General features: G+C 56.7%; 15 protein-coding genes. 5 read left to right on the forward strand and 10 right to left on the reverse strand.

All coding sequences use genetic code 11. The features are described from left to right. The first annotated feature begins 128 nt into the window (after window positions 1–128). Window positions 129–470, forward strand: coding sequence for a hypothetical protein (locus DMG62_09360; GenBank protein PYY23287.1), 342 nt, complete (start codon window positions 129–131; stop codon window positions 468–470). 6 nt (window positions 471–476) lie between these two features. Then, window positions 477–953: a hypothetical protein gene (locus DMG62_09365; protein PYY23288.1), complete on the forward strand. Its 477-nt coding sequence runs from the start codon at window positions 477–479 to the stop codon at window positions 951–953. Between the two features lie 56 nt (window positions 954–1,009). Here the strand turns inward: DMG62_09365 and DMG62_09370 are convergent, their stop codons facing one another. The 6 genes from DMG62_09370 to DMG62_09395 all read right to left on the reverse strand — a co-directional run bounded on the left by DMG62_09370 (window position 1,010) and on the right by DMG62_09395 (window position 13,482). Next, a complete protein-coding gene (locus DMG62_09370) occupies window positions 1,010–3,331 on the reverse strand; it encodes a hypothetical protein (protein ID PYY23289.1) in 2,322 nt (773 codons plus the stop codon). Window positions 3,332–3,512: 181 nt separating this feature from the next. Next, on the reverse strand, window positions 3,513–5,924 hold the full coding sequence (locus DMG62_09375) for a hypothetical protein (GenBank protein ID PYY23290.1): 2,412 nt from the start codon (window positions 5,922–5,924) through the stop codon (window positions 3,513–3,515). A gap of 171 nt (window positions 5,925–6,095) precedes the next feature. Next, on the reverse strand, window positions 6,096–8,597 hold the full coding sequence (locus DMG62_09380) for a permease (protein ID PYY23291.1): 2,502 nt from the start codon (window positions 8,595–8,597) through the stop codon (window positions 6,096–6,098). A gap of 171 nt (window positions 8,598–8,768) precedes the next feature. Then, on the reverse strand, window positions 8,769–11,279 hold the full coding sequence (locus DMG62_09385; GenBank protein ID PYY23292.1) for a hypothetical protein: 2,511 nt from the start codon (window positions 11,277–11,279) through the stop codon (window positions 8,769–8,771). A gap of 181 nt (window positions 11,280–11,460) precedes the next feature. Continuing rightward, window positions 11,461–12,162, reverse strand: a complete 702-nt coding sequence (locus tag DMG62_09390; protein PYY23293.1) for an ABC transporter ATP-binding protein — start codon at window positions 12,160–12,162, stop codon at window positions 11,461–11,463. Window positions 12,163–12,228: 66 nt separating this feature from the next. Beyond that, the gene (locus DMG62_09395) at window positions 12,229–13,482 is read right to left on the reverse strand and encodes an RND transporter (protein PYY23294.1); all 1,254 of its coding nucleotides are present in this window, start codon (window positions 13,480–13,482) and stop codon (window positions 12,229–12,231) included. Between the two features lie 941 nt (window positions 13,483–14,423). Here DMG62_09395 and DMG62_09400 point away from each other — a divergent pair. Both DMG62_09400 and DMG62_09405 read left to right on the forward strand, forming a co-directional pair. Next, a complete protein-coding gene (locus DMG62_09400; protein PYY23295.1) occupies window positions 14,424–16,295 on the forward strand; it encodes a hypothetical protein in 1,872 nt (623 codons plus the stop codon). Next, entirely contained in the window at window positions 16,292–17,020 is a 729-nt protein-coding gene (locus tag DMG62_09405) for a hypothetical protein (protein PYY23296.1), read from the forward strand. The genes DMG62_09400 and DMG62_09405 overlap by 4 nt, the downstream gene beginning before the upstream one ends. 451 nt (window positions 17,021–17,471) lie before the next feature. Here DMG62_09405 and DMG62_09410 read toward each other — a convergent pair whose 3' ends face one another. The 3 genes from DMG62_09410 to DMG62_09420 all read right to left on the reverse strand — a co-directional run bounded on the left by DMG62_09410 (window position 17,472) and on the right by DMG62_09420 (window position 19,678). Beyond that, window positions 17,472–18,113, reverse strand: a complete 642-nt coding sequence (locus tag DMG62_09410) for a DUF480 domain-containing protein (protein ID PYY23297.1) — start codon at window positions 18,111–18,113, stop codon at window positions 17,472–17,474. An 87-nt stretch (window positions 18,114–18,200) separates the two neighbouring features. Further along, window positions 18,201–18,725, reverse strand: coding sequence for a hypothetical protein (locus DMG62_09415; protein PYY23298.1), 525 nt, complete (start codon window positions 18,723–18,725; stop codon window positions 18,201–18,203). Window positions 18,726–19,108: 383 nt separating this feature from the next. After that, on the reverse strand, window positions 19,109–19,678 hold the full coding sequence (locus tag DMG62_09420; protein PYY23299.1) for a hypothetical protein: 570 nt from the start codon (window positions 19,676–19,678) through the stop codon (window positions 19,109–19,111). A 132-nt stretch (window positions 19,679–19,810) separates the two neighbouring features. Between DMG62_09420 and DMG62_09425 the strand changes: the two genes are divergently transcribed. Continuing rightward, window positions 19,811–22,123 (forward strand): hypothetical protein, encoded by a 2,313-nt coding sequence (locus DMG62_09425; GenBank protein PYY23300.1) that lies wholly within the window; start codon window positions 19,811–19,813, stop codon window positions 22,121–22,123. Between the two features lie 144 nt (window positions 22,124–22,267). Here the strand turns inward: DMG62_09425 and DMG62_09430 are convergent, their stop codons facing one another. Further along, on the reverse strand, window positions 22,268–22,867 hold the full coding sequence (locus DMG62_09430) for a DinB family protein (GenBank protein ID PYY23341.1): 600 nt from the start codon (window positions 22,865–22,867) through the stop codon (window positions 22,268–22,270). Window positions 22,868–23,316: the final 449 nt, after the last annotated feature.

The raw sequence follows: 23,316 nt of genomic DNA on the forward strand, positions 1-23,316 counted from the left end.
AGCGCTCGCGCCGTGGTCATTGCCGTCGTGCAGCTCCGCTTATAGCGGAACGGCTTTCGACGGCGGCACGCCTACTCACGACTGCATCTCACTTTTAACCCCTGTAACGGAAATTGTAAGGAGAGCTCTTGGGCGACATTGCCATTCGTTTCATCATCGGCGGTTTATTTGTTACCGCCTTCGCCGTGATCGGCGACGTTTTCAAACCTAAAAGTTTTGCTGGAATTTTCGGAGCTGCTCCTTCCGTGGCTTTGGCGACCTTGGGCTTAACCATCGCAAAGAACGGAAGTGATTACGCTGCGCTCGAGGCCCATTCCATGATCGCCGGCGCCGGCGCTTTGCTCGTTTACTGCGTAATCGTAACTTGGCTTCTCAAGAGAAAGCACCTGCGCGCGCTTCCAGCCACCAGTTCGGCGATAGTGGCTTGGTTTGTTGTTGCTTTTGGAGCCTGGTATCTCTGGTTGAGATAGACGAATATGCGCATTAAGCTCGATCCCAAATCGCTGCGGCAGACGAAATGGTACGAATGCGCCATTCGTTTCGCTCTCGGCGGAGCGATCAGTGTGATTGCTGCATTGCTCGCCAGAAAGTTCGGTCCGGCCATAGGCGGACTCTTCCTCGCATTCCCGGCAATCTTCCCGGCAAGCGCCACGCTGGTAGAGAAGCACGAGATTGAAAAGAAGGCGCAGAAGGCATTAAACGGCCAGGAGCGCGGACGCGATGCCGCGGCTCTGGATGCCGCGGGTGCAGTCATGGGAAGCGTTGGACTCGTCTTGTTTGCGTTGTTCGTTTGGCTGCTGCTGCCGCGGCACTCATCTTGGCTGATACTCGCAAGCGCAGCCATGCTTTGGTTCGTGAGTTCCTGCTGCCTGTGGTTCCTGCGCGAGCACCGGCACCAAATCTTCGGCTTTCAACCTCATGCAAACGACGTCACGCGAGCTTCACGCACGTAGTTGATTCCGTAAGTTGCTTCATCCAAGCACCTGATGGACCGATCACGCGATTATGTTCACTCATATCGCAAAGCCACTACCGGATCGACGCTCGCAGCTCGTCTTGCTGGAATCACGGTAGCCAGCAGCGCAGTTAAGACAAGGAGTATCGAACCGCCAATGAAGCTGGCGGCATCAAGGGGCTTCACGTTGAACAGCAGCGAAGAGATGAACCTCGCACTGGCTAGCGCACCGACACATCCAAGAGCAACGCCGATCAGTGCCAGTCGCAGACCTTCTCCGAAGACCATGGACAGGACGTCCGCTCGTCGTGCTCCTAACGCCATGCGAATACCTATTTCGCGAGTGCGCTGAGCCATCGCGTACGAGATCACGCCGTACAACCCGATCACTGCCAGCAGCAGTGCCGTTGCGGCAAACGTGATCAGCAACAGCGTATTAATTCGGCGCGGCCCGATCGATTGTTCAAGTAAGTATGATTCGAGGAACACCGAAGTTACGGGAATCTGGCTGTTCAGATGCCAAACCGCCTGTTTCATCTCGGGAACAAGCGCGAGTGGATCGCCCCCTTTGGCTTCATCAAGACCAAGATCCTTCGTATCGCCAACCACTCCGACAATGGTCATCCAATATGGAGTCTTCTGACGCGCGTAGCGCACCTGCTGTCCGATGGGATTTTCACCCGCAAAGAATTGGCGCGCCATACTGTCGTTGATGATCGCAACGGGAGGAGCGCCCTCACGATCGGCGTCGGTGAAAATGCGCCCTGCCAAAACGGGAATCTGCATCGTCTTGAAATAGTCAGAAGTGATGAGATTCGTTGCCGCTTCAGGCTCGCTTCCCTCCGGAGGACGGGGTCTTCCGTTAATGAGGAAGTTGTGTGTAATGAAGTTACCGCTCAATGGCAGCTCGGTAACGAGGCTGACTGACTTTGCTCCATGGATCCCCCGCAAATTATCGAGAAGTTGCGTGAAGAATCGATTCTGCACGTCGGAGGAGTCGTACTGCTTCTGCTGCAGCCAGATGTGGGAAACCACCGCGCTATCGGGATTGAACCCAGGATTGACGCCCTGCACACGCCACAGGCTGCGAAGCAGCAGGCCGGCGCCACATAGGAGAACCAGCGAGAGCGCAAGTTCTCCTACGATGAGAGCTTGGCGGAGACGATTCGCAAATCTGGACTGCGCTACCGTGATGCTCTCGCGTATCGAGCTTCCCTTGCCGGCGGCATTCAGCTCGATTGTGGGCAGCAAGCCGAAGAGGCATCCAGTCAAGAGCGAGACTCCAAGGGCGAATGCAAGCACCCAACCGTCAATCGCAAAAGGTGGGATATTGCCGAGATTCTTCGGTTTCAGCATGACGAGCGCATGTTGTCCCCAATAAGCAAGCACAAGGCCGGCAAGTCCACCGACGAGAGCGAGCAATGTGCTCTCGGTAATAAGCTGACGGACGAGACGAGTGCGCGCTGCTCCCAAAGCCATGCGGATGGCGATCTCCTGCCGTCGCCTTGCCGTCTTCGAAAGCAGAAGATTGGCAAAATTAGCGCTGGCTATCAGGAGCACGACCACAGTCGCCGCAAAGAGCATGAGTAGCGCTGGGCGAATATTGCCGGTGATTCGGTCTTGCAAGGAGATTGCAATGAACTTGCGATCACGGTTCTCGTCGGGATGGGCTTGCGCCAGGACCTTCGCAATAATGTCCAGCTCAGCTTGCGCTTGGCCCGGTGTGGCTCCCGAACGAAGCCTTACGATAGCGGACTGCATGTGAACACCGCGATATGGCGCAGCCTCGGGATAGCCGACCCGAAATGGGACATAGACTTCGGCGGTACCGCTAGGTAGCCGGAACTCAGGTGGCATTACGCCGATTACGGTGTAGCCGTTGTCCCCAAGCGTGAAGGCGCTCCCTACAGCGTCAGCACGGCCTCCAAAATTCTCGTTCCAAAAGCGGTCGCTCAGCACTGCCACGCGCGCCCCGCCGATCAAATCGTCAGCGCTGCCGAATGTTCGGCCGTTCTGAGCACTCACGCCCAGAACGGGAAACAGATCGAGCGACACCAGTGCGGCATCGACGAGCTTCGGTTCCCCGCTGCCAACCAGATCGAATTGCCAGGGAGCATAGGCGCCGATTTTGTACAGCGAATGCGCCTGTTGTTGTATGTCGTACAGATCGGGCCATGATTGTCCGCCCTTCAGCGCGTAGAGCTGCTCGGGGTGCGAATACGGCATTGGCCGCAAGAGCACGGCATTCACTACGCTGAACAAGGCCGTGTTCGCTCCGATTCCGAGCGCGAGCGTGATCACAGCAATTAGCGTGAATGCTGGATTCTTGAGGAGGATTCGCAGCGCATACCGGAGGTCTTGCAGAAGAGTATCCATCTGTCACCTCTCCACGATTGTCATTCCGAACCAAATGAGGAATCCCTATCGAGAGCCATAAGCTTTACGACTCAGTATGACTGTGCAGATTTATCGCAACCACCAGCAAACCTGGGGGCCATCGCCACATCTTCACGCCGGTGCAGATTTCTCACTTCGGTCCGAATGACGATAAAGAAAATCACTCGTATCTCAACGCTACAATTGGATCTACCTTGGTTGCCCGCCGCGCTGGAATGTAGCTCGCCAGCGCTGCCACGATTCCCAAAACTGAAGCGACAACGGCGAATGTCGCAGGATCGCTGGTCCGCACTCCATAAAGCAGTGTTTTCATTAATGGAGTGAGAGCGAGCGCCCCGATGAGCCCAACCAACCCGCCGATGACCGCAAGCAACATGCTCTCGCCAACTACCAGACGCATCACTTCAGATCGCTGCGCTCCCAACGCCATGCGCACCGCCATCTCATGCGTACGCCGCGAGACTGAATGGCTCATCACGCCATAGATCCCGACTGCAGCCAATATCAACGCCACACCAGCAAAGGCCGCGAGAAGATAAACATAAAAGCGGGGTTGCGCATTCGCATCAGCCACGACTTCATCCATCGTCTCGACTTCCGAGACGGTCACGTTGCGGTCGAGGGAATGTATTGCGCGTTGAATCGCCGCGCTTTCTAGTGCGGCATTGCCCGAGCTCCGAATCACGAAGGTTAAGTAGGCCTGGTGTGGCGACGACGAGTTCAGATAGTCCGAGCTTTGAAGATAAGGAAAATAAAACTCCTCTTCCGCTTCGGCCGTCCATTCACTTCGCACAACATTGGGAATGACTCCCACTACGGTCAACCAGCTCTTGCCATCATTGGTCGAGAGTCTCTTGCCGACGGCCTCCTCGCCGGGCCAGTAGCGCTTAGCGAGAAATTCGTTCACGATGATCAAGCCGGGTGCGCTTTGATTGTCGGCGGGCGTGAAGTCCCGTCCGCGCTGAATGGGAATATTCATTGTTCGGAAGTAGCCCGGCAGCACCACGCGATAGGCCGCCACTGGCTCCTCGCCCTTTTTGGGAATGGGCTGGCCTTCAACTCTAAATGTAAATCCCCAGATGTCGCCGCCGAGCGGAAGATGATTGATTGCGCTAACGGATGTGACACCGGGCAGTGTACGGATCTTTTCGACCGATGATTGAAAGAATGCTGCACGAGCGACGCTGGCCTCCTTTGCTCCCGCGGTCGAGACCACCATCGTGAGCAGGTGATGAGGATTGAATCCCGGATCAATCGCCTGAAGAGCCGCAAACGTGCGAATCATCAAGCCGGAGCCGGCGAGTAGCACCAACGCGAGAGCGAATTCAGATGCCACCAGCAAACTTCGCGTGCGGCTGCTGCGGCGGCCGGTGCCGGTTGCACGTCCACCTTCTTTGAGCGCGTCGACAAGATTGAACGCCGAACTCTGCAGAGCCGGGGCCAGGCCGAAGGCGATTCCTGTGATCAGCGATGTCAAGACCGCAAACAACAGCACATTGCCATCCAGTCCAATATCTCCAAATTTCAGAAGCTCGGCCGGAGCGGACGCGAGCACAACGCGCATGCCCCAGATCGCCAGCAGCACTCCCAGTGCTCCGCCGCTCAGCGCCAGCAGTCCGCTTTCGACCAGAAATTGGCGCAGGAGCCGTGCTCGGCTTGCACCAAGTGCTGTTCGCACCGCAATCTCACGCTGACGTGCCGAAGCTCGCGCGAGCAGCATGTGCGCAACGTTGGCACAAGCGATCAGGAGAACGAAACCGACGGCCCCGAGCAGTACGAGCAAAGCAGGGCGAAGATCGCCAACAACTTTGTCCTTCAGCGGCGTGAGAGTGACATCTTTGTTCGTGCCTGGATATTGAGCCTCAAGCCGTGCGCTGATCGTCGCCAACTCCGCTCTAGCCTGCTCCAGCGTCACGCCCGGCTTCAGTCGAGCAAAGATTCGCAGGCTGAAGCCACCGCGATTGCCTTCCTCAATAATCAGCGGAGTCCATATCTGAGCTTTGTTTGCCCAAAATGGAGCAAAGCGAAAGCCGTTCGGCATTATCCCGATAATGGTGTAAGGCTCGCCATTCAACTGCATGGTCTGGCCGAGGACATGTCTGTCCCCGCCAAACTGCTGCTGCCATAACGAATAGCTCAGGACTACGACTCGATCTTTCCCTTTGTGGGCTTCGTCAGCCGTGAAGTTCCGGCCGAGCAGCGGAGCTACGCCGAGCGTGGGAAACATCTCCGGGGTCACTCGCAATCCAGGAAGCTCCTGAGGATTGTCGACGCCGGTCAGATTTGGTGTCCATGATTCCGCGGCAGCCATGCTTTCGAAGACATGGTTGTCGCGTTTCCAGTCCATGAAGTTGCCGTGGCTGGCAGGATTGCGGCCTTTGTGAAGAAGAACAACGAGCCGATCAGGATCGGCATACGGCAACGCTCGCAACAGGACTACGTTAACCACACTAAAAATCGCAGTGTTCGCGCCGATGCCGAGAGCGAGGGTGATTAGAGCAACTGCAGTGAAAGCAGGCGTCCTGGCAAGATTGCGTAGTGAGTAGCGAAGATCTTGGTATAGGGTTTCCATAATTTAAATGTCTTAGCCAATCGGGTGATCGGATGAAGTAGGGATCCAAACCCAAAGATGTTTCTGATTTCGAAGTCTTGTACTCACGCGACCTGCACCGATGACAAAAAAGCGACTCCAACTGAGACTCTGAAGTTCACTTCACCCGATGGCCCGATCACCCGATTCTGACTACTCGTACCTCAACGCAATCATTGGATCGACCTTGGTCGCGCGGCGAGCCGGAATGTATCCAGCAAACACCGCTACGACTGCCAATATTGCGATCACTGCGAACAGCGATACCGGATCAGTACTCTTCAGTCCGTACAACATGCTCGACAACAGACGACTGCTCGCCAGCGACAGCGGAATGCCGATCGCCAGGCCGAATCCAACGAGCCACATTCCTTCGCGCAAGATGAGCTGGAGCACGTCGAGGCGCCGCGCTCCGAGCGCCATCCGTAGTCCGATCTCGCGCGTCCGTCCTGCCACTGTGTACGACATGATTCCGTACAGTCCGACACAAGCGAGCAGCAAAGCTAAGCCAGCAAAGAATGCGGACAGTTTGGCGAGTGCAATCTGGTCGGCGGCGCTGCCTCTTACTAGTCCATCCAGCGTGTTCAAGGATCCGATGGGAATGCGAGGATCGACAGCTTTGATTTCTCCGCGAATCGTCGAAATTGCTGCGGAAGGCGCGCCGCTCGCTTGAACTTCGAGGATAATCTGTGTCGGATCTTGGGTCTGCTGAAAAGCCTGATAGAAGCGCGGCTTTACTTCTTCACGCAGACCGCTGCCGTGGTCCTTGGCATTTTTTGAGACTCCCACCACGGTGAAGGGCTTGTCCAATTCATTGGCATCGTCAATGGTGAACTGCCGGCCCAAGGGATTCAGACCACCGAAGAAGTGTTTCACCATTGCTTCATTTACGACGGCCACGCGCATAGACGTCGCCGTGTCTTGGCCTTCAATGCCACGCCCCGCCAAAATGGGAATTCCTACTGCTCCGAAGTAGCCGGGACCAACATAATCCTCCATCGAGACGCGATCACGATCATCGTTGGCCTTAAATCCGGGAACGATGACCGCGTCTCCCGACTCGCTGCCGGCAAATAAGCCATTTACGGAATACGTTACATTCCGCACTCCCGGAAGGCTGGAGATCCTGGTCACAAGCTGCTGCGCCAATAACTTCATCTTGTCGCTCTTGTAGCCTGCGGCAGTCGGATCCATGCGAGCAATAACTAAATGGTCGCGCTGATAGCCGAAATCCTGCGTCATCACTTTTTGCAGGCTCCGGACCAGCAGGCTGGCGGCGAAGAGCACCAGCAGCGAGAGTGCGACCTGTCCTGCGACTAGCCCCTTACCCCATCCAAAACGGGAACGCGATTCAGCAAGCACGGCGGTCGTCTCCTTTAGCGCGGGAGTCACTTGCACCTTCAACGTGCGCACCGCCGGAACCAGGCCAAAGAGAACTCCAGTAAGGAGACAAATCGCGATGGTAAAGCTGAGGACGCGCCAATCGGGCGCCAGCGGAAGCGCGGCGCTGGAATCGAAGATTCTGACCAACACCCTCACGCCCCAGATCGCCAGCAGAGAGCCGGCAACACCGCCGGCAAAAGCAAGCAGGATGCTTTCTGTAAAGAGCTGCTGTAATAAGCGTCTTCGGCTCGCGCCAATTGCCAGGCGGACGGCGATCTCTTTGCCGCGGACCGAGGCTCGCGCCAGCAGCAGGTTGGCCACGTTCACACAGGCAATCAGTAGGACGAGACCAACAATCCCCATGAGGAGCAGGAGCGGAATGCGATAGTCGCCGCGAAGTTCCGAGACGCCTCCGCCACCAGGAGCGACTTTGATCTTTGCTGTGCGCATGAACTTCAGGTCATCGGCGCTCAACCTTGCTCCGTATGCTCCCTGCACCGACTGCTGCAGGATTACGTTCATCTCGGCTTCCGCCTTCTCGGCGGTCATGCCGGGCTTTAGCCGGCCTATCAGCGAGAGCCAGGATGTGCCTGGTTTGTTGCGCCAGTTTCGCCCGCGAACAATTTCCGGCTGCATGCTGAGAGGAACATAAAGGGACATCTCTTCGCCGACGACGTCACCATCAAAGCCAGACGGAGCCACGCCGACGACGGTGAAGGGATACCCGTTCAAGCGAATATCTTTCCCCACAACGGAAGGAGCAAGCGCGAATTTTCGCTGCCAATATCCATAACCCAGCACCACAACGGGATTGGCATTCTCTGCGGTGTCATCAGAATCGGAGAACAGTCGCCCTACAGCCGGCGCCAGTCCCAGCAGCGGAAAATAATTACCGCTCACCATGCGTCCGATCACGCGTTCATCGGAAGGACCCTGACCGGCGACCTCGACGCGATGGTCAGTTGCGGCTGCGCACAGTCCAATGAACACAGAATTTCTGTCGCGCAGCTCTTTGTAGAGCGGATAGGAGAATATGTCGGTGCGCGGAGTTCCGTTGGAGCGGCCGTTGGCTCGCGTCGGATCGCCAACAACTACTAGCTGCTGCGGATCTTTGATCGGCAGCATGCGGAGGAGCACTGCGTTCACTACGGTGAAGATCGCCGTGTTGGCTCCGATGCCAAGGGCAAGGGTGAGTACGGCTACGGAAGTGAAGGCGGGGCTCTTCAGCAGCAGTCGCAGCGCGTATCGAAGATCCTGGTATAAGGTTTCCATAATTCAAGCATCTTGGTTGATCGGGTGATCGGGTGAAGTAAGACTCCAGGCATGACGATTTTTCTGACTCTGCAGTGGCGTAACTTCGCTATTCGCAGCAACGGCAAAAGAGTGGCTCCAACTGAGACTCTGCTTTTCACTTGACCCGATCACCCGATCACCCGATTCCCATCACTCGTATCTCAACGCCACCACCGGATTCACTTTCGTCGCGCGACGCGCAGGAATAAATCCTGCAATCGCTCCGACTACTCCGAGGAGCGCGATCACCATCGCCAGCGAAACCGGATCAGTCCCTTTCAATCCAAACAGAAAGCTGTGCAGCATACGGCTGCCGGCCAGCGACAACGGAATTCCAACCGCGAGACCGATCCCGATCAGCAACAAGCCTTCATGCAATACCAGGTTCAGAACATCCTTCCGCTGCGCGCCGAGCGCAAGCCGGATGCCAATCTCCCGCGTCCTTCCAGCAACCGTGTACGACATGAGTCCGTAGAGACCAACACCGGCCAAAAGGAGCGCTAATCCTGCAAAGAAAGCCGAGAGTCTGGCCAATGCGATCTGGTTACTGAGATTTCTCTCCAGAAGATAACGAACGCTATAAAGGCTGTAGATCGGCAGATTGGCATCGGCCGCTTTGATCTGAGTTCTTATTTCGGTGAGGACCGTGTTGGGATCGCGATGGGTGACAACCTCAAGAACGAAGCGCGGCGGCTCACGGTCCTGCTGAAAAGCGAAATAGAATCGAGGAGGCGTAGAGCTGCGCAAAAATCCGCCGTGGTCTTTCGCGTCTTTGGAGACGCCGATTACCGTGAACGGTTTGCCCTTTTCAGGCGGATCATCAATCTCGAACTGGCGCCCAAGCGGATTCTCGCCATGGAAGAAGTGCTTCATCATTGCCTGGTTGATCACGGCGACGCGAGTGGAGGTCGCAGTATCCTGCGCGTTGATGCCGCGCCCAAGGAGAATGGGAATTCCGACTGTAGCGAAATAATCCGGCGCAACGGAGTCCTCGCGGGCCTGCCGATCGTCCCGGTTCGCTGCCGTGAAACCTGGAACAATAATGGCATCGGCGGTTTCTCCGCCTCCCAACAGACCGTTCCGAGAATAGCTAACGCCGCGAACTCCGGGAATAGTGGACAACCGGGCACTCAGCTCCTGTGCGAGCTGCTTCATCCGTTCGCCTTTATATCCGACAGCTGAAGCCCCAGGGTGCGCGACGACAATGCGATTGCTTTCGTAGCCAAGATCCTGGCTCATTAACTTTTGCAGACTGCGTACCAGAAGGGTCGCGCCGAACAGCACCAGAAGTGACAGCGCAACTTGCCCGGCAACAAGGCTCTTACCCCAGCCGATCCGAGAGCGCGGTTCCGAAACGACACTCGCGTCTTTCAGGCTGGGATTCACTTGCACCTTGAGAGCACTTAAGGCTGGAACAACGCCGAACAAAATTCCTGTGAGCAGGCAAGCCGTCATCGTGAAAGAAAAAACGCGAAGGTCGGGAGCGAGGGGCAACGGTGCCGCGTCCGAAACAAAGAGTCTGATCAGCAGCCGCACTCCCCAAATGGAGAGCAAGGCCCCGCAGATGCCTCCCAGGAATGCGAGCAGAATGCTTTCTGTTAACAGCTGTTGCAGCAACCGCCTTTGACTTGCCCCCATCGCGAGGCGCACAGCAATTTCCTTACTCCTCCTGCGTGCTCGTGCCAGCAGAAGATTGGCGACATTCACGCAGGCGATGAGCAGAACGAGCCCGACGATGCCCATCAGCAAAACAAGCGGAGCCCGGTACTCTTCCCGAAACTGCGAGAACCCCGCTCCGCCCGGACCTACACTGATCTGTGCATGATCGATTTCGCCGTGATCGTCAGCATTGAGTCTTCCCCCGTACTCTCCCTTGAGCGCCTGCTGGAATACAAGGTTTACGTTAGCCTTTGCCTGTGTCACCGACACGCCATGCCTAAGTCTGCCGATTAACGAAAGCCACGAGACATGCGGATCATTCCTTATGCCCTCTTGGCGGTAAATCTTCGGTTGCATGCTGAGCGGCACGAAGACTGAAGCATCGTAACCAACGATATCGCCGCTGAACCGCTGCTGAGCAACCCCGACGACGGTGTAGGGATACCCGTTCAGGCGGATTTCTTTGCCGATGATCGTGGGCGACTGGGCGAATTTCCGGCTCCAGTATCCATAGCTGAGCACGACTACTGGATTCGCGCTCTCCTGAGTATCATCGCTCTCAGTAAGCAAACGTCCGGCTGCCGCATCCACTCCCAGGACGGGAAAGTAATTGCCGCTTACGAGCCGCCCATCGACGACCTCCGACGAAGCTGCGCCGCGAGGGTCGGAATTAATTTCGATCTGGTCCTCAGCCGCCGCTGCAGCCAGGCCGGTGAAGGCTGTGGTCTTGGCGCGAAATTCCCGATAAAGCGGATAGGAAAAGAAGTCTATTGACGGCGTTCCATTCCACCTGCCGCCCACCATTCCCGGATCTCCGAGGAGCACGAGTTGCTGCGGCGCCTTGATGGGGAGCATCTTCAAGAGAAGCGCATTCACAACGGTGAAGATGGCAGTGTTCGCGCCGATTCCGAGCGCCAGTGTGAGAACTGCGACGGCTGTGAAAGCAGGGCTCTTGCGCAACATGCGGAGTCCGTAACGGACGTCTTGGAAGAGGGATCCCATTGCCGTCTCTCCGTGCTATTCCGAGCGAGCGAGGAATCGCTACTGTGCCTATGCATTCTCGTGAGAGTAGGGATTCCTCACTTCGTTCGGAATGACAGGCTGCCTAATGACAAGGCTGCACACAACTTCCCCGCCGCTCCATTGAGCGTTCTTGCTAACCAAACTGTAGGGGCTGCTGAACCTACGCTACGCTGACGCTTTCCTCCACAACCTTGCCGTCGAACAGATGAATCGTGCGCTCGGCATGCCGGGCGAAACGCTCATCGTGCGTCACCATGCAGATCGTCGCGCCTTCGCGATGGAGCTGTTGGAGCAGTTCCATCACCGCTTCACCATTTCGGGAATCGAGGTTTCCAGTAGGTTCGTCCGCGAGCAGGATCGACGGCTTGCCTGCGAGCGCTCGGGCTACCGCCACGCGCTGCTGTTGACCGCCGGAGAGTTGCGACGGATAGTGTCGCATGCGGTGCGACATTCCTACCTTCTCCAGCGCGCCGTGAACACGTTCTTTGCGTTCGGCTGCGCCCATCTTGCGATAGGTGAGCGGCAGCTCGACGTTCTCGTACACGGTGAGATCGCCGATAAGGTTAAAGCTCTGGAAGATGAACCCGATCTCCTGGTTGCGAATGCGGGCGCGATCGGCGAAATCGAGGCTCTGCACCGGCTTGTTGTTGAGAACGTAAGTGCCGTCGGTAGGTGTATCGAGCAGGCCTATGATGGACAGCAGCGTCGACTTTCCGCAGCCGGACGGTCCAGCCATCGAGACGTACTCGCCTTCGCGAATCTCGAGATGAATGCCGGAGAGAGCGTGCGTCTCTACTTCATCGGTGTAGAAGATTTTGGTTACGTTCTCGAGCGTGATCAGCGGCCTGCCGTTCGATGCCATTTACTCTCCTCTTAGACGACAATAAATTCCTGATATTTGAAGTTCGAAGCTGCGCAGCTTCCGAAGCTACTCCAAGCGAATGCGATCGACATTATCCCAGCGCGACATGTCGGACAGGATTACCTGATCGCCTTCATTCAATCCGCCGAGAATCTCAACTGCGTTTACGGAACTGCGTCCCAGCGAGACGGTTACCCGGGTGGCGCCTTTACCGTCAGGATCGAGCTTGAACATGCTCACCTTACTGTTTTCCTGACCAAAGGCCGGACGGCCTACGTACTCTACATTCGCCAACCGATCGAGATCGATCGTTCCATCCACGCTCAAATCCGGCCGAGCACCTGGAGGTAGCTGTCCTTCCAGCTTCACGTCAACCGTGACCGTACCATTAATTACTGCCGGATCGATACGCATCACCGTTCCTTGAATCACTCCGTTATGCGTGTCCACTGAAGCCGGCTGACCAAAGGTGATGTCTTTCGACTGCGTTTCCGCGATCTTCAGCTCTGCCTTGAGGTGATTCGGCTGCACAACTTTCGCCAGGTTGCTGCCCGCTGTCACACGCTGTCCTTCCACCACCGGCACTTCGGTGAGAACGCCGTCAATGCCAGCGCGCACGTGCAGGGAGTCGAGTTGCTTCATCTTGAGCTGGTACAGAGCTTTCAACTCGTCGATCTTTGCCTGCTGCACCGCCAATTGAGACGTTACAGATTTGGTATTGATAGCAACTCTTTCTTGCTCGATCTGGTTTCTTGTGGAAAGTTCGTCCGCTTTGCCCTTGGAGCTTTTAAGTGCCTGTCCCGAAATGACTCCGAGCTTCTGGAGTTGCTCATCGATCTCCGCCTTGGTTTTGGCGTCGCTATAATCTGCGCCCACCGTGGCAGCGTTAGCCCGCTGCGTCATCAGATCGCTCTGGACCTTCACTTCCAAGTTCTTGTATTCGGCTTCAGCGGCCTTGAGCTGGAGTTCGGCATCCTGAGCCTCTTGCTCAGTTTGCGGATTGCTCAGGTCCATGATGATGGTGTCGGCTTTGACCTGAGTGCCGGGGAGGATGCGTCGGCGCTCTACAGTTCCGTCGGTGAGCGCGGGAATCCATCGAATATCGACTGGAACGAGAGTTCCAAGGCCTCTAACCTGCCGCAGCATTGGGCCCCGTTTCACGGTATCGGTCCATATGGTGGAGCGTTCAACGCTCGGAGCTGCTGGCTTGAGTCGTGAGAGTCCCAGCGTTACGCCTGCAATAAAGATGATGGCGAGCGCCGAAACGATAATCCGCCGCCTGCGCTTGGCCGCGGCATTTGATGGTCTCTGAATATCCATGACTACACCCCCTAGTGCGTTTGGTCTGCCAAAGGAATGAAAGCCGTAACACAATGAAAACGCGGGGATAAATAGCACATCTTATGGCAGTCCGCAAAAACCTGTGTTCGCGGCCGAATGAAAATGTTCGGAAATGGACAGAACCCGTTTCGCCAGGCAGCAACTATCCCCAATTGGACGCAGATCGTGAATTGTGGGCAGCTCCATGCTGGCAGACGCCGATCGCTCTCGAGGCTGAGAAAAAGCTCAACCTACAGTGAAGGCCCTGTAGGCGCACCAAAGGCCGTGTACGCGCAAAATTCACCGATATTTCACTGCGATTCACTGTTCCTCACACCAGAAACTCATGTATTGGAAAGCATCCGGTAACATCCGGTTAGTCTTGGAAAATTGAGTCTTAAATTCTCACTGTTCCGGAGCTTCAGCGGAAGCACTTCGCAGGCTCTACTTGCCCAATTGCGCCACCGGATTGCGCCAGGATTGCGCCAAAATGTCTCTCATTTGGCGATTTCCATATAAGCCTATCTTTTTCAATAGCTTAAGATCATTCACCTCTTTAGGTTCTCATTTTGATGCAGACGAACTGTCCCAACTTCCCAGTCCGCAGATTTTCTGTAACTCACTGAAACACAACAGATTATCGATTTTAACAACTCTGGTTGCTGGCTTGCACTTACAGCGGGCGAGGTATTCGTCACCGCTATGTCCAAGAGCAGCAAAACCGTCGCTATCGTGCTCAGCCTGACGTTGGCTATTGTGGCTGGGTTCAACCTTTCCTCCCCGCAAGTGAAACACGCGCTTAGCGCAGTTGCCTCAGCAGTTTGGGGTTCCTAAGCAGGTCTTTCGCTGTTAACCCGCACGAGAGTGCGGCTGAAAAGAAAGTGAACCTCCCCAGAGCAGTTCACAAAACTTTTAGCAGGGAGTTAAGAAAGCAGAACTCAATGAAACCGCAAACAACAATGAAGGGTGCAGCAGCCAGGTTCTGGCGCTTGCCTCTGATTGCGGCGATGCTGCTGATGTTCTTGAGCGCAGCGTTCGCGGCATCAGGTAAAGGCAAGTACGGACCTAAAGCGGCGCCTGACCTCGACAATTTCCCGGTGAACCCGGACGGCACGGTTAGTGTAATCGTGCAGTTGTCGCCGGGCACACCTCCAGGGCAAGTAAAGCAATTCGCCCGCAGTATCAACCGCAACCTTACGGGCATCGGCGCTGTCGCGGCTAATGTTCCCAAGAAACTGCTTGAGAAGCTCGTTTCGAACGGCTGGGTAACTTATGTTTCTCCTGACCGTCCGACCAAGTCAGCGTGGGATGACTTCCCGCAACCCGTGAACGATGCCATTGCCCGTCAGAACTGGGGCGTAGACGGAACTGGAATCGGCATTGCAGTCATCGATAGCGGCGTCTATCAGCACGATGACCTTCAGACCGCAGATATGAAGTCTTCTCGCGTGGTCTATAGCGAGAGCTTCGTGCCTGGAGATCCCAGCACCAACGACGCATACGGTCACGGCACACACGTCGCCGGAATCGTCGCCGGAAACGGACATGATTCAGCCGGACGCTTCTACGGCATGGCGCCCAATGCCAACATCGTCAACTTGCGAGTGCTCGACGCCAATGGCGGCGGCTCCGATAGCCGAGTGATTGCGGCTATCAGTCGCGCGATCCAGTTGAAGACTCAATACAACATCCGCGTGATCAACCTGTCGCTCGGACGTCCGGTATTCGAGTCGTACAGCCTGGATCCTCTCTGCCAGGCAGCTGAGGCGGCGTGGAAGGCTGGAATCGTGGTTGTCACAGCGGCCGGCAACATGGGTCGCGACAACAGCTTCGGCGAGCAGGGTTACGCGACGATCGAAGCTCCCGGCAACGATCCTAATGTGATCACCGTTGGCGCGATGAGCCCACAGGGAACCTGGACGCGAAACGACGACATCGTCGCCAGCTACAGTTCTAAAGGCCCAACGCTGCTGGATCACGTCCTGAAGCCAGACATCATGGCTCCGGGAAACAAGATCACGTCGCTGCTTTCGCCCGGATCGACTTTGGGCCAGCTGGCTCCTGTGTCAGCCATCATCAAGCCGACGCAGCTCACATGGCTCTGCGACGTGTTCGCTGGTCAAAGCGACTGTGGCGCTACTTCACCTGGTCCGCAGTACCTGCAGTTGAGCGGTACCAGCATGGCGACTCCAGTAGTCGCCGGCGGCGCTGCGTTGATGATCCAGAGCAATCCGAACATGACGCCTGACACAATCAAGGCACGCATGATGCGGAGCGCTTGGAAAGGCTATCCGGTACGCGGCAACAGTTGGGGTCGCGACGTAAAGGGCAACACTTACCTGTCCCAATACGACGTGTTCACCATCGGCTCCGGGTACTTTGACGTTCAGGCCGCTCTGAATGACACGACGCCGGTTAACGGCGGTGCAGCTTCGCCGACCGTTGTCTTCAACCCGCTTACCAAGACCGCGACATTAACCAATGGCCTCTCGGTTGTATGGGGCCAGTCGATGGTCTGGGGACAATCGAGTGTGTTCGCAAACTCAGTGGTTTGGGGTCAGCTGGAAGTTGACGCCACCTCTCTGGTTTGGGGCAACTCAGTGGTTTGGGGCCAAGTCGGCACTGACGCCTGCAGCATGGTTTGGGGTCAGAGCGTCGTGTGGGGTCAGCTCGACGATGGAACTCTGAACGCGCTGAGCGATGGCGATCCTGGCGACGACAGCGATGCCGACACTACTGATTCCGGGGGCACCATAACCGACGGTGAATCAGTACTCCCGACAGACCCAAGCACGACGGGAGGTGCGCTGTGAAACGATCAGCACAGTTCTTCATCGCGCTCGTAATCTTGGCGGGTTTTGCGGTATTGGCGAACGCTATCCTTCACGCACAATCGGCCGATCACACTCGGGTTATCTCGTTCCTTCTGGTGGCCTGCCTGGCAGCGCGATTGAAAGTGAAGTTGCCCGGACTCACTGGAAGCATGTCGGTGAATTTGCCGTTCATCCTGGTCGCGGTGGCCGAGATGAGCGCGTCGGAAGCTCTGGCTGTAGCGTGCTTCTCGACGTTCGTTCAGTGCTTGCCACGTGCAACGCAGAAGTTCAACACGGTGCAGGCGATCTTCAACTTCAGCAACATGGCTCTGGCAGTAGCGGCAACGCGCTTCCTGTTCGGTTATCCGGCACTCAACAACATGACTAGTTCGCATGGGTTGGTGCTGGCTCTGGCTGCAGGCGGATTCTTCGTAGCCAACACCGTTCCGGTAGCCATCGTCATCTCGCTCACGGAAGCGAAGAATGCCCTGAAGGTTTGGGGCAACATCTTCCAGCTTTCCTTCCCGTACTTCGTAGCCAGCGCGGCGATTGCCGGTCTGGTGCTCGCAGCAACGGCGAAGATCGGCTGGCAGGTTCCGCTCTTCGTGCTGCCGGTGATGTTCGGAGTCTTCCACTCCTACAAGCACTATTTCGGTGGTGCGAAGGAGACAGCTCCAGCACCGGTAGCAGTGGCTGCCCGCGCAGCCATGGCGACGGGAGACTAACCGCAATCGGTTTCATCGAGGTTGTTCTACCGGCTGTGCCTTTGGGGGAGGCGCAGCCGGTTTTTTTTAGTCCCCGCGATTCTTTTGGATCGCCATATCAGAGATGAACCTCGGCCTCATCCAACCGATAAGCCTCACGAACTCTGCAGCTTAGCGCTATGAAACTCAGTTCCTTTCGTAATCTAGGCGGCCTCTTGCCGAAGCGATAGAGTTTCACTACAAGTTGCCGAGGTGAGTTCTGATGCAGAACACCAGTCGAGATCGAGAAGTCAGCGAATTGAGCTACCAGGGACCCCTGATCGGCATGCGGTCAACACGCCCGAAAGCAGCCTCCGGAAGCGACGTTAAGAAATCTGTCGACTCGGAAAAGTCTACGATTCGGCAATAGCGTTTTTGTTCTGGACCTCGCGTCTTCCTAAGGGCGCGGCTTTTTCACTTCACAAGCCAGCGTTCATTCGAGTTGCCTGCGAAGATCCGCAAGCTGCCGCTTCACTTCCTCCACTTCCGCACGAAGTCTCTCGAATTCCTCCTCGAGTCGCATTGTTCGACCATCTTCCTGGTCACGAGCTGCGCTCGCCGGCTGTGCGGCAGGCTCCGAATGGCCTGACAGCAGATGCATGTAGCGCGATTCCTTCGTGCCAGGCTGGCGCTGCAACATAGCGACAAGTGGCGGCTCACGCTCGATCAAACGCTGCAATGTGGACTGCACATCATCCAAATGCTCAAAACGGAACATCCGCTCAGTTCGCCCACGAAGCTCGCCCGGAGTTTGCGGCCCCCGCAGCAGGAGTACACACAAAATCGCAGTTTCGCCGCGCGTGAAATTGAAGACCTCCTGAACGCGATGTTCGTACTTCGTCACTCGACTGTCAGCACCGCGGGCAGGACCTGCGAGCCTATGGCTCTGCAGTGCATCAAGAGCCTTACGCACGGCGTCTTCGTCAAGATTCATCACCGGCTCGCGATTGTTCTTCTGATTGCACGCATTCACCAGCGCGTTCAACGAAAGCGGATAGTAATCCGGCGTAGTGATTTCTTTTTCGATCAGCGATCCTAAAACTCGAGCTTCCATTCCGCTGAGCTGCATGTCTATGCTTTCAGCCTACACGCTTTAAGCCGCGCGGGGACGACCGACGGTTTTGCGTGCGAACTGCATGGACGCAGGGGAACAGCGAATTTATCAGTGAATTTTTTGACATCGGCTATACGAGCAACGGAAAATTTCGTTCAACCGCGTCGCTGTCAATCCCTTGCAGAAGACGCGGAATTCCGTCGGTCGCAAAAGAACAGTGAATAACAGCGAATAAGCAGTGAATTGCTCCGACTCCAATCCGTTGCTCGCATAACCTTTCTGTTCTAAGAGACTCTCTTTCCCAATTAGAGAAATGTACAGCCGCTGTATCCGGCTATCCCGCACAGCGTGTTGAAGGACTCCACCTCCGCCAGCCTCATGCTGCGCGCGAACTCGCGGGCACGCAATCATCCATAGCCCGTCTCTTTTTAGGAAAAGGCTGTTTTCGACTCGATCCCCAAATCCAAAGGACTTCGCAGCCGAGATCCCCAACCAATCCCCGGAGCTTCCGGGGATTCCCGGGGATCGATCCCCGAAGGCGCCGGGGATGGTGCGGGGATAATCCCCGAAACACTCGAGGATTTTTCGGGGACCTCCGAAACTCGAACCAGGCCTGAGCCTCCGCAGCGACATGGCGGAAGAAAGCGCCAGACCGGCTGCAAGCTACGCTTGCAGCCTGAAAGACGCAAGCTCCATCTCTGCCAGCAAATTCCAAAATGGGATATATCGAGCGCGGCATGGCCACTCGCATGATCGCGGGAGTTGAGCAGAAAATGCAAGCTTCATCCGTTGCTCGCCGCCTCTCCTTGCCGAAGCGCATCAACAAGTTGCGAGCCGGCACAAAAATAGTTTTGCAATCCGTTGCTCTACAAGATTACGTAGGAAGTGTGCGGTATCGCATGCGAATCGATAGATCGTCCGCGTTAAGGCCCGCCAGACTCGCGAAACTGGGGCTTTCAATTCGATGCGCTTCTCCCATGAAAACCGCGGCTCCGAAGGCGCACGACAGGTTAACTCTAACGGCAGACTTCTCCCCTGCCGTAGATCAAACGGCCTGCGGCTGCATTGGCTTTTCGTTCGTCGCTCGTCTCGCACAGGATGTGGCCATACTCATGGGCGATGATCCAGGTGAGTTTGTTTAAGCCTGTCAAAGGCGTGTAGCGTTGCAGGTTCTCGTCAATGCGAGCGTCCTGCGAGAGAAGATTGCCTTCTACATACGTAGTTCGGATTCCCGGGCTCGAGAAGGCCGGGGTGGTGGGTTTTACGCGAAAGCCGGCGGCAACTTCGTTCCAGCGGGACTGGGCCACGACTACGATCCTCCAGTCTGGTATCGAGGTACTCAGGCGCTTCAGCGCCAGACGCATAAGTCCGCGCGCCATCTGGCAGTCGCTGCCAGTGAGTCCATCCCCACATAGGACGATGGATTCGTCCCGCAGATCTGCTTGCTTGACCCGCGGCTTGTCCTGAGTGCTTCCGGCAGCCGTGAGCATCGCCATCGCCAAAATTGTTCCCAGTCCTCTGACTAACTTCATGGCTTCCGGATCGTCCAAGTTCGGAGGCCAATCTGCTCGGGTCAGCTGCGGCACTCAATGAGCCGGGCTGTTCAATTCGGGAATTTGAGGTGTCCAGCTAAGCGATTCTTGCAACGGCGGTTATTGCGAGGTATGTCCTGAGGAGCGCGGCGTGGAAGCGTGCGAAGATTGGGAGATTATGAGACGATGCGCTCTGGTCAGCTAAAGTCGGCTGTGTCTCACGAGTCACAATCCCCGAAGCGCGAGCTCCCAGAGGATGAAAAGCCGCATCTGCTTCGCTTCGGACTCTTCGATCTCAATATCCAAACCCGGGAGCTGCGCAAAGCAGGATTGCGGGTTCGCCTGCAGGATCAACCTTTCAGGGTGCTTGCGGTTTTGCTTGAGCGCCCGGGAGAGCTGATCTCACGCGACGAGCTCAAGCGGCGCTTATGGGGCGAAGCGGAGTTCGGCGACTTCGATCAAGCCATCAATGTCGCGGTTAAAAAGCTGCGGCGCACTCTCGGCGACGACGCAGACAATCCGCGCTTTATCGAGACGTTGCCTCGGCGCGGGTATCGCTTCATTGCCCCGGTCAAGAGCGCACAGAATGGCACGCCGAGTCTGAGCCCAGTCGTCGACGAGGCGCGTGCCATCCCGGCTCTTCCGGCGGCAAAGCGCTTGTCGCGCCGTTACATTTTGCTTCCTCTGGCCGGTTTGCTGGTTTTGATCGTGATTGCCGCCGTTATGGTGAACCGTCCGCGACCGCACTCATTCGGAGTAACGTCGGTCGGGGAATTTCGGCTCGTCCCACTCACTGGCGCGCTCGGATTCGAGGTGCAGCCGCAGTTCTCGCCGGATGGGAAAGAGATTGCATATGCCTGGGTGTCACAAAAAGGCGATCTGCCGGATATCTACGTAAAACTGGTGAAAGATGGAACCCCGGTACGCCTGATCCCGGCGCAGGAACGTGTGGGACACATTCTGCCTGCGTGGTCTCCTGATGGCCGTTACATCGCGTGTGTGCGCTTCGAGAGGATTCCCGACCCAAAACCGGAGCCCAACGAGTCGCTTGCCGAACAGATCAAGAAGCGAATGGCCACGCATCCGGCTGCCGCCGTCTACATGGCTCCGGCCATCGGAGGAGAAGAGAAGAAGTTGTTTGCTGTCGGCGAGCTCAGCGATTTGCGCTGGTCGCCAGACGGCAAATGGTTTCTGACGGCGGAGCGATCGGCGCCTGGCGAGCCGTTCGTCCTCTATCGCGTCTCCGTTGATGGAAGCGGACGTCGCCCTCTCACATCTCCGCCTTTAAACTACAACGGCGACACGCTTCCGGCATTCTCGCCTGACGGCAAGCTCATTGCCTTCTCGCGCAATTACACCTCCGGCGCGTCCGACGTCTTCGTGATGAGCGCCCGCGGAGGCGTGCCTCGGCGCCTGACGCACGACGGCGAGCACATCGGCGGAATCGCGTTTTCCCAGAACGGGCACGACGTGATTTTTTCGTCAGCCCGCGGCGGGGGAGAACGCCGCGCGCTGTGGCGAGTTCCGGTGGGAGGCACTATTCCGAGGCAGCTGCCATTCGGAGGCGATGACGCCGAGAGTCCGACGGTTCCACCGGCAGGGAATTACCTCGCCTACGTGAAATCAACTTACTCCGACAAGATTTGGGCCTACGACATCCCCGCCCCAGGCGAGCCTGCAGCTCCCGGGAGAATTGCGATCGCCTCACGGCAATTGCAGGCCGCTCCGCAGTTCTCGCCCGATGGGCGTCGAGTTGCGTTCGCTTCCAGCCGCAGCGGCTCATGGGAGATCTGGGTGGCGTCGCCCGATGGCTCCAACGCTGTTCAGCTCACGAACTTCGGGAACCGGCAGACCGGGAGTCCGCATTGGTCGCCAGACGGCAAACAGCTTGCTTTCGATGCCCGCCCGGAGAAACACTCCGACATTTACGTGATCGATGCTCAAGGCGGAACACCGCGTCGGATCACGAACAGCGGCCGTAACGATGCGGTCGTTCCAAATTGGTCCCATGACGGCCGCTGGATTTACTATGCCTCGAACGCAGGCGGCCATTGGGATCTCTGGAAAACCTTGGCTGACGGTTCGCAGTCGCCGGTGCAGGTTACGAAAAACGGCGGCTTCGCCCCATTCGAATCCAGCGACGGCAGGACCCTTTACTACGCGAAGTGGAACGAATCCGGCCTTTTCTCCATGCCGGCAAACGGCGGCCCAGAGACGCTGGTAACGGGCGAACTGCTCCGCAGCCTGTGGAGATACTGGAGCCTCAGCGATAAAGGCATCTACCTGCTTCGGCCAGGGCGAAAAGCAAACTCAACGGACATCGTTCCGATGCTGTCGTTCTTCAATTTTGAAACGCAGAAGATGGTCGATCTCCGCTCTCTGGAAGGCGGCCCGAAGCCCGGACCGGGAATGACCGTCTCGCCCGACGGCAAGCTGCTGCTCATCTCGCAGCCCGACGAAGGGGGAAGCGAAATCATGCTGGTTGAAAACTTTCGCTGAGGATGGGCGAAGATCCCGCGCTTTCCTTCTGCGCTTTCCTTCTGAACCCGCCCGCAGACAACGCGGCACTTGTCGCATAAATCGTGGCTAGGGTGATTGCCGCCTCACCCCGGCCACTCATCTACCCGACAAAAGCTGAGCATTTTATTTTGGGGCCTGTGCGGGTGGGTTTTCACTGGTCGGAGGCACAATCCCCTTCATTCGCAGGTAGGTCACCATGTTTCCGTAGTGCTCATCCGTATGCGCCGTGTTCAGCGAGAACACCGTGAGCTTCGCTATGTCGAAGTTCCTGAATTTCACCATTTGGCTGCCTTTTACATCGGTCATGCTGTCGAATGCCTTGTTGCAGTAGGCAACGGCGTCCTGCAGTGCGGCAACAAGATCGGCCTTCGAGGTCTTGGTTTTTTCGATTGCCTTGGCTGGGTTAGCTTCGCCGAGGCTTAGCGAGCAGAACATGTAGGAAGCGTCGGCCACATGGCCGACCAACTGGCCAAAACTTCGAACCTCCGGCGTCGGTTTGAAGGAGTAGTTTTCTTCCGGCATTTTCTGCGCCGCGCCGACGGCGGCGGTGCTCACAAATGAGTACAGACCTTTTTCGCTCGCGGTAATCGGGTTTGCCGGCGGAGTGGCCGGCGCTTGTGACTTCTCCTGCCCGAGTAGAGCGCTGGGAACCGCCATCAATGCAGCAAATGCAAGACAAAGTCCTCTGTTCACGAGATACCCTCCCGAGAAATCATGCCACATCTCGAAGTGGGAAAGCGGGGAAAGACAGGACGGAACCTCCAGGCATAACCGAACCGCGCCAGCCAAATCGCTGCGGTACGTCAGGCTGAGCGTCCTCTGCGTCCGCACCGCATCATGTGCAATGGGATTAACCCAGTGGTCGAAAATTTGGATACGTATCGATGAAAAGCCTGGATTTCGCACAATAAACCTGCTGGTTTCTGTCCGCCGGCACGTTTTCCGGTACTCTGGCCTGAATTGGCCTTGGACTTAGCGTCCTAGATGGTTTATCTTGTGGGCCGATTTTGTTCGAGGGACTCGGGGGACACCAACGACGAGATAAAGCCAAAACCCCTAATTCAAGCGGCGTTCGACGATTCGGGCTCCTCCACGCGTTCGGTCTGCCGAACGGTTACGTTAGAGTTTCAGCCCCGTTTCGTCCCCGCGAAGATTAGCTGGCAGGTGTCTCC

Source organism: Acidobacteriota bacterium (assembly GCA_003225175.1).
Classification (GTDB): domain Bacteria; phylum Acidobacteriota; class Terriglobia; order Terriglobales; family Acidobacteriaceae; genus Gp1-AA112.

What these genes read in the sequence shown, in the direction of transcription:
- DMG62_09365 (PYY23288.1), top strand. Translation starts at nt 477, where the DNA reads ATGCGCATTAAGCTCGATCCCAAATCGCTGCGGCAGACGAAATGGTAC.
- DMG62_09370 (PYY23289.1), bottom strand. Translation starts at nt 3,331, where the DNA reads ATGGATACTCTTCTGCAAGACCTCCGGTATGCGCTGCGAATCCTCCTC.
- DMG62_09375 (PYY23290.1), bottom strand. Translation starts at nt 5,924, where the DNA reads ATGGAAACCCTATACCAAGATCTTCGCTACTCACTACGCAATCTTGCC.
- DMG62_09380 (PYY23291.1), bottom strand. Translation starts at nt 8,597, where the DNA reads ATGGAAACCTTATACCAGGATCTTCGATACGCGCTGCGACTGCTGCTG.
- DMG62_09385 (PYY23292.1), bottom strand. Translation starts at nt 11,279, where the DNA reads ATGGGATCCCTCTTCCAAGACGTCCGTTACGGACTCCGCATGTTGCGC.
- DMG62_09390 (PYY23293.1), bottom strand. Translation starts at nt 12,162, where the DNA reads ATGGCATCGAACGGCAGGCCGCTGATCACGCTCGAGAACGTAACCAAA.
- DMG62_09395 (PYY23294.1), bottom strand. Translation starts at nt 13,482, where the DNA reads ATGGATATTCAGAGACCATCAAATGCCGCGGCCAAGCGCAGGCGGCGG.
- DMG62_09400 (PYY23295.1), top strand. Translation starts at nt 14,424, where the DNA reads ATGAAACCGCAAACAACAATGAAGGGTGCAGCAGCCAGGTTCTGGCGC.
- DMG62_09415 (PYY23298.1), bottom strand. Translation starts at nt 18,725, where the DNA reads ATGTCGCTGCGGAGGCTCAGGCCTGGTTCGAGTTTCGGAGGTCCCCGA.
- DMG62_09425 (PYY23300.1), top strand. Translation starts at nt 19,811, where the DNA reads ATGCGCTCTGGTCAGCTAAAGTCGGCTGTGTCTCACGAGTCACAATCC.
- DMG62_09430 (PYY23341.1), bottom strand. Translation starts at nt 22,867, where the DNA reads ATGTGGCATGATTTCTCGGGAGGGTATCTCGTGAACAGAGGACTTTGT.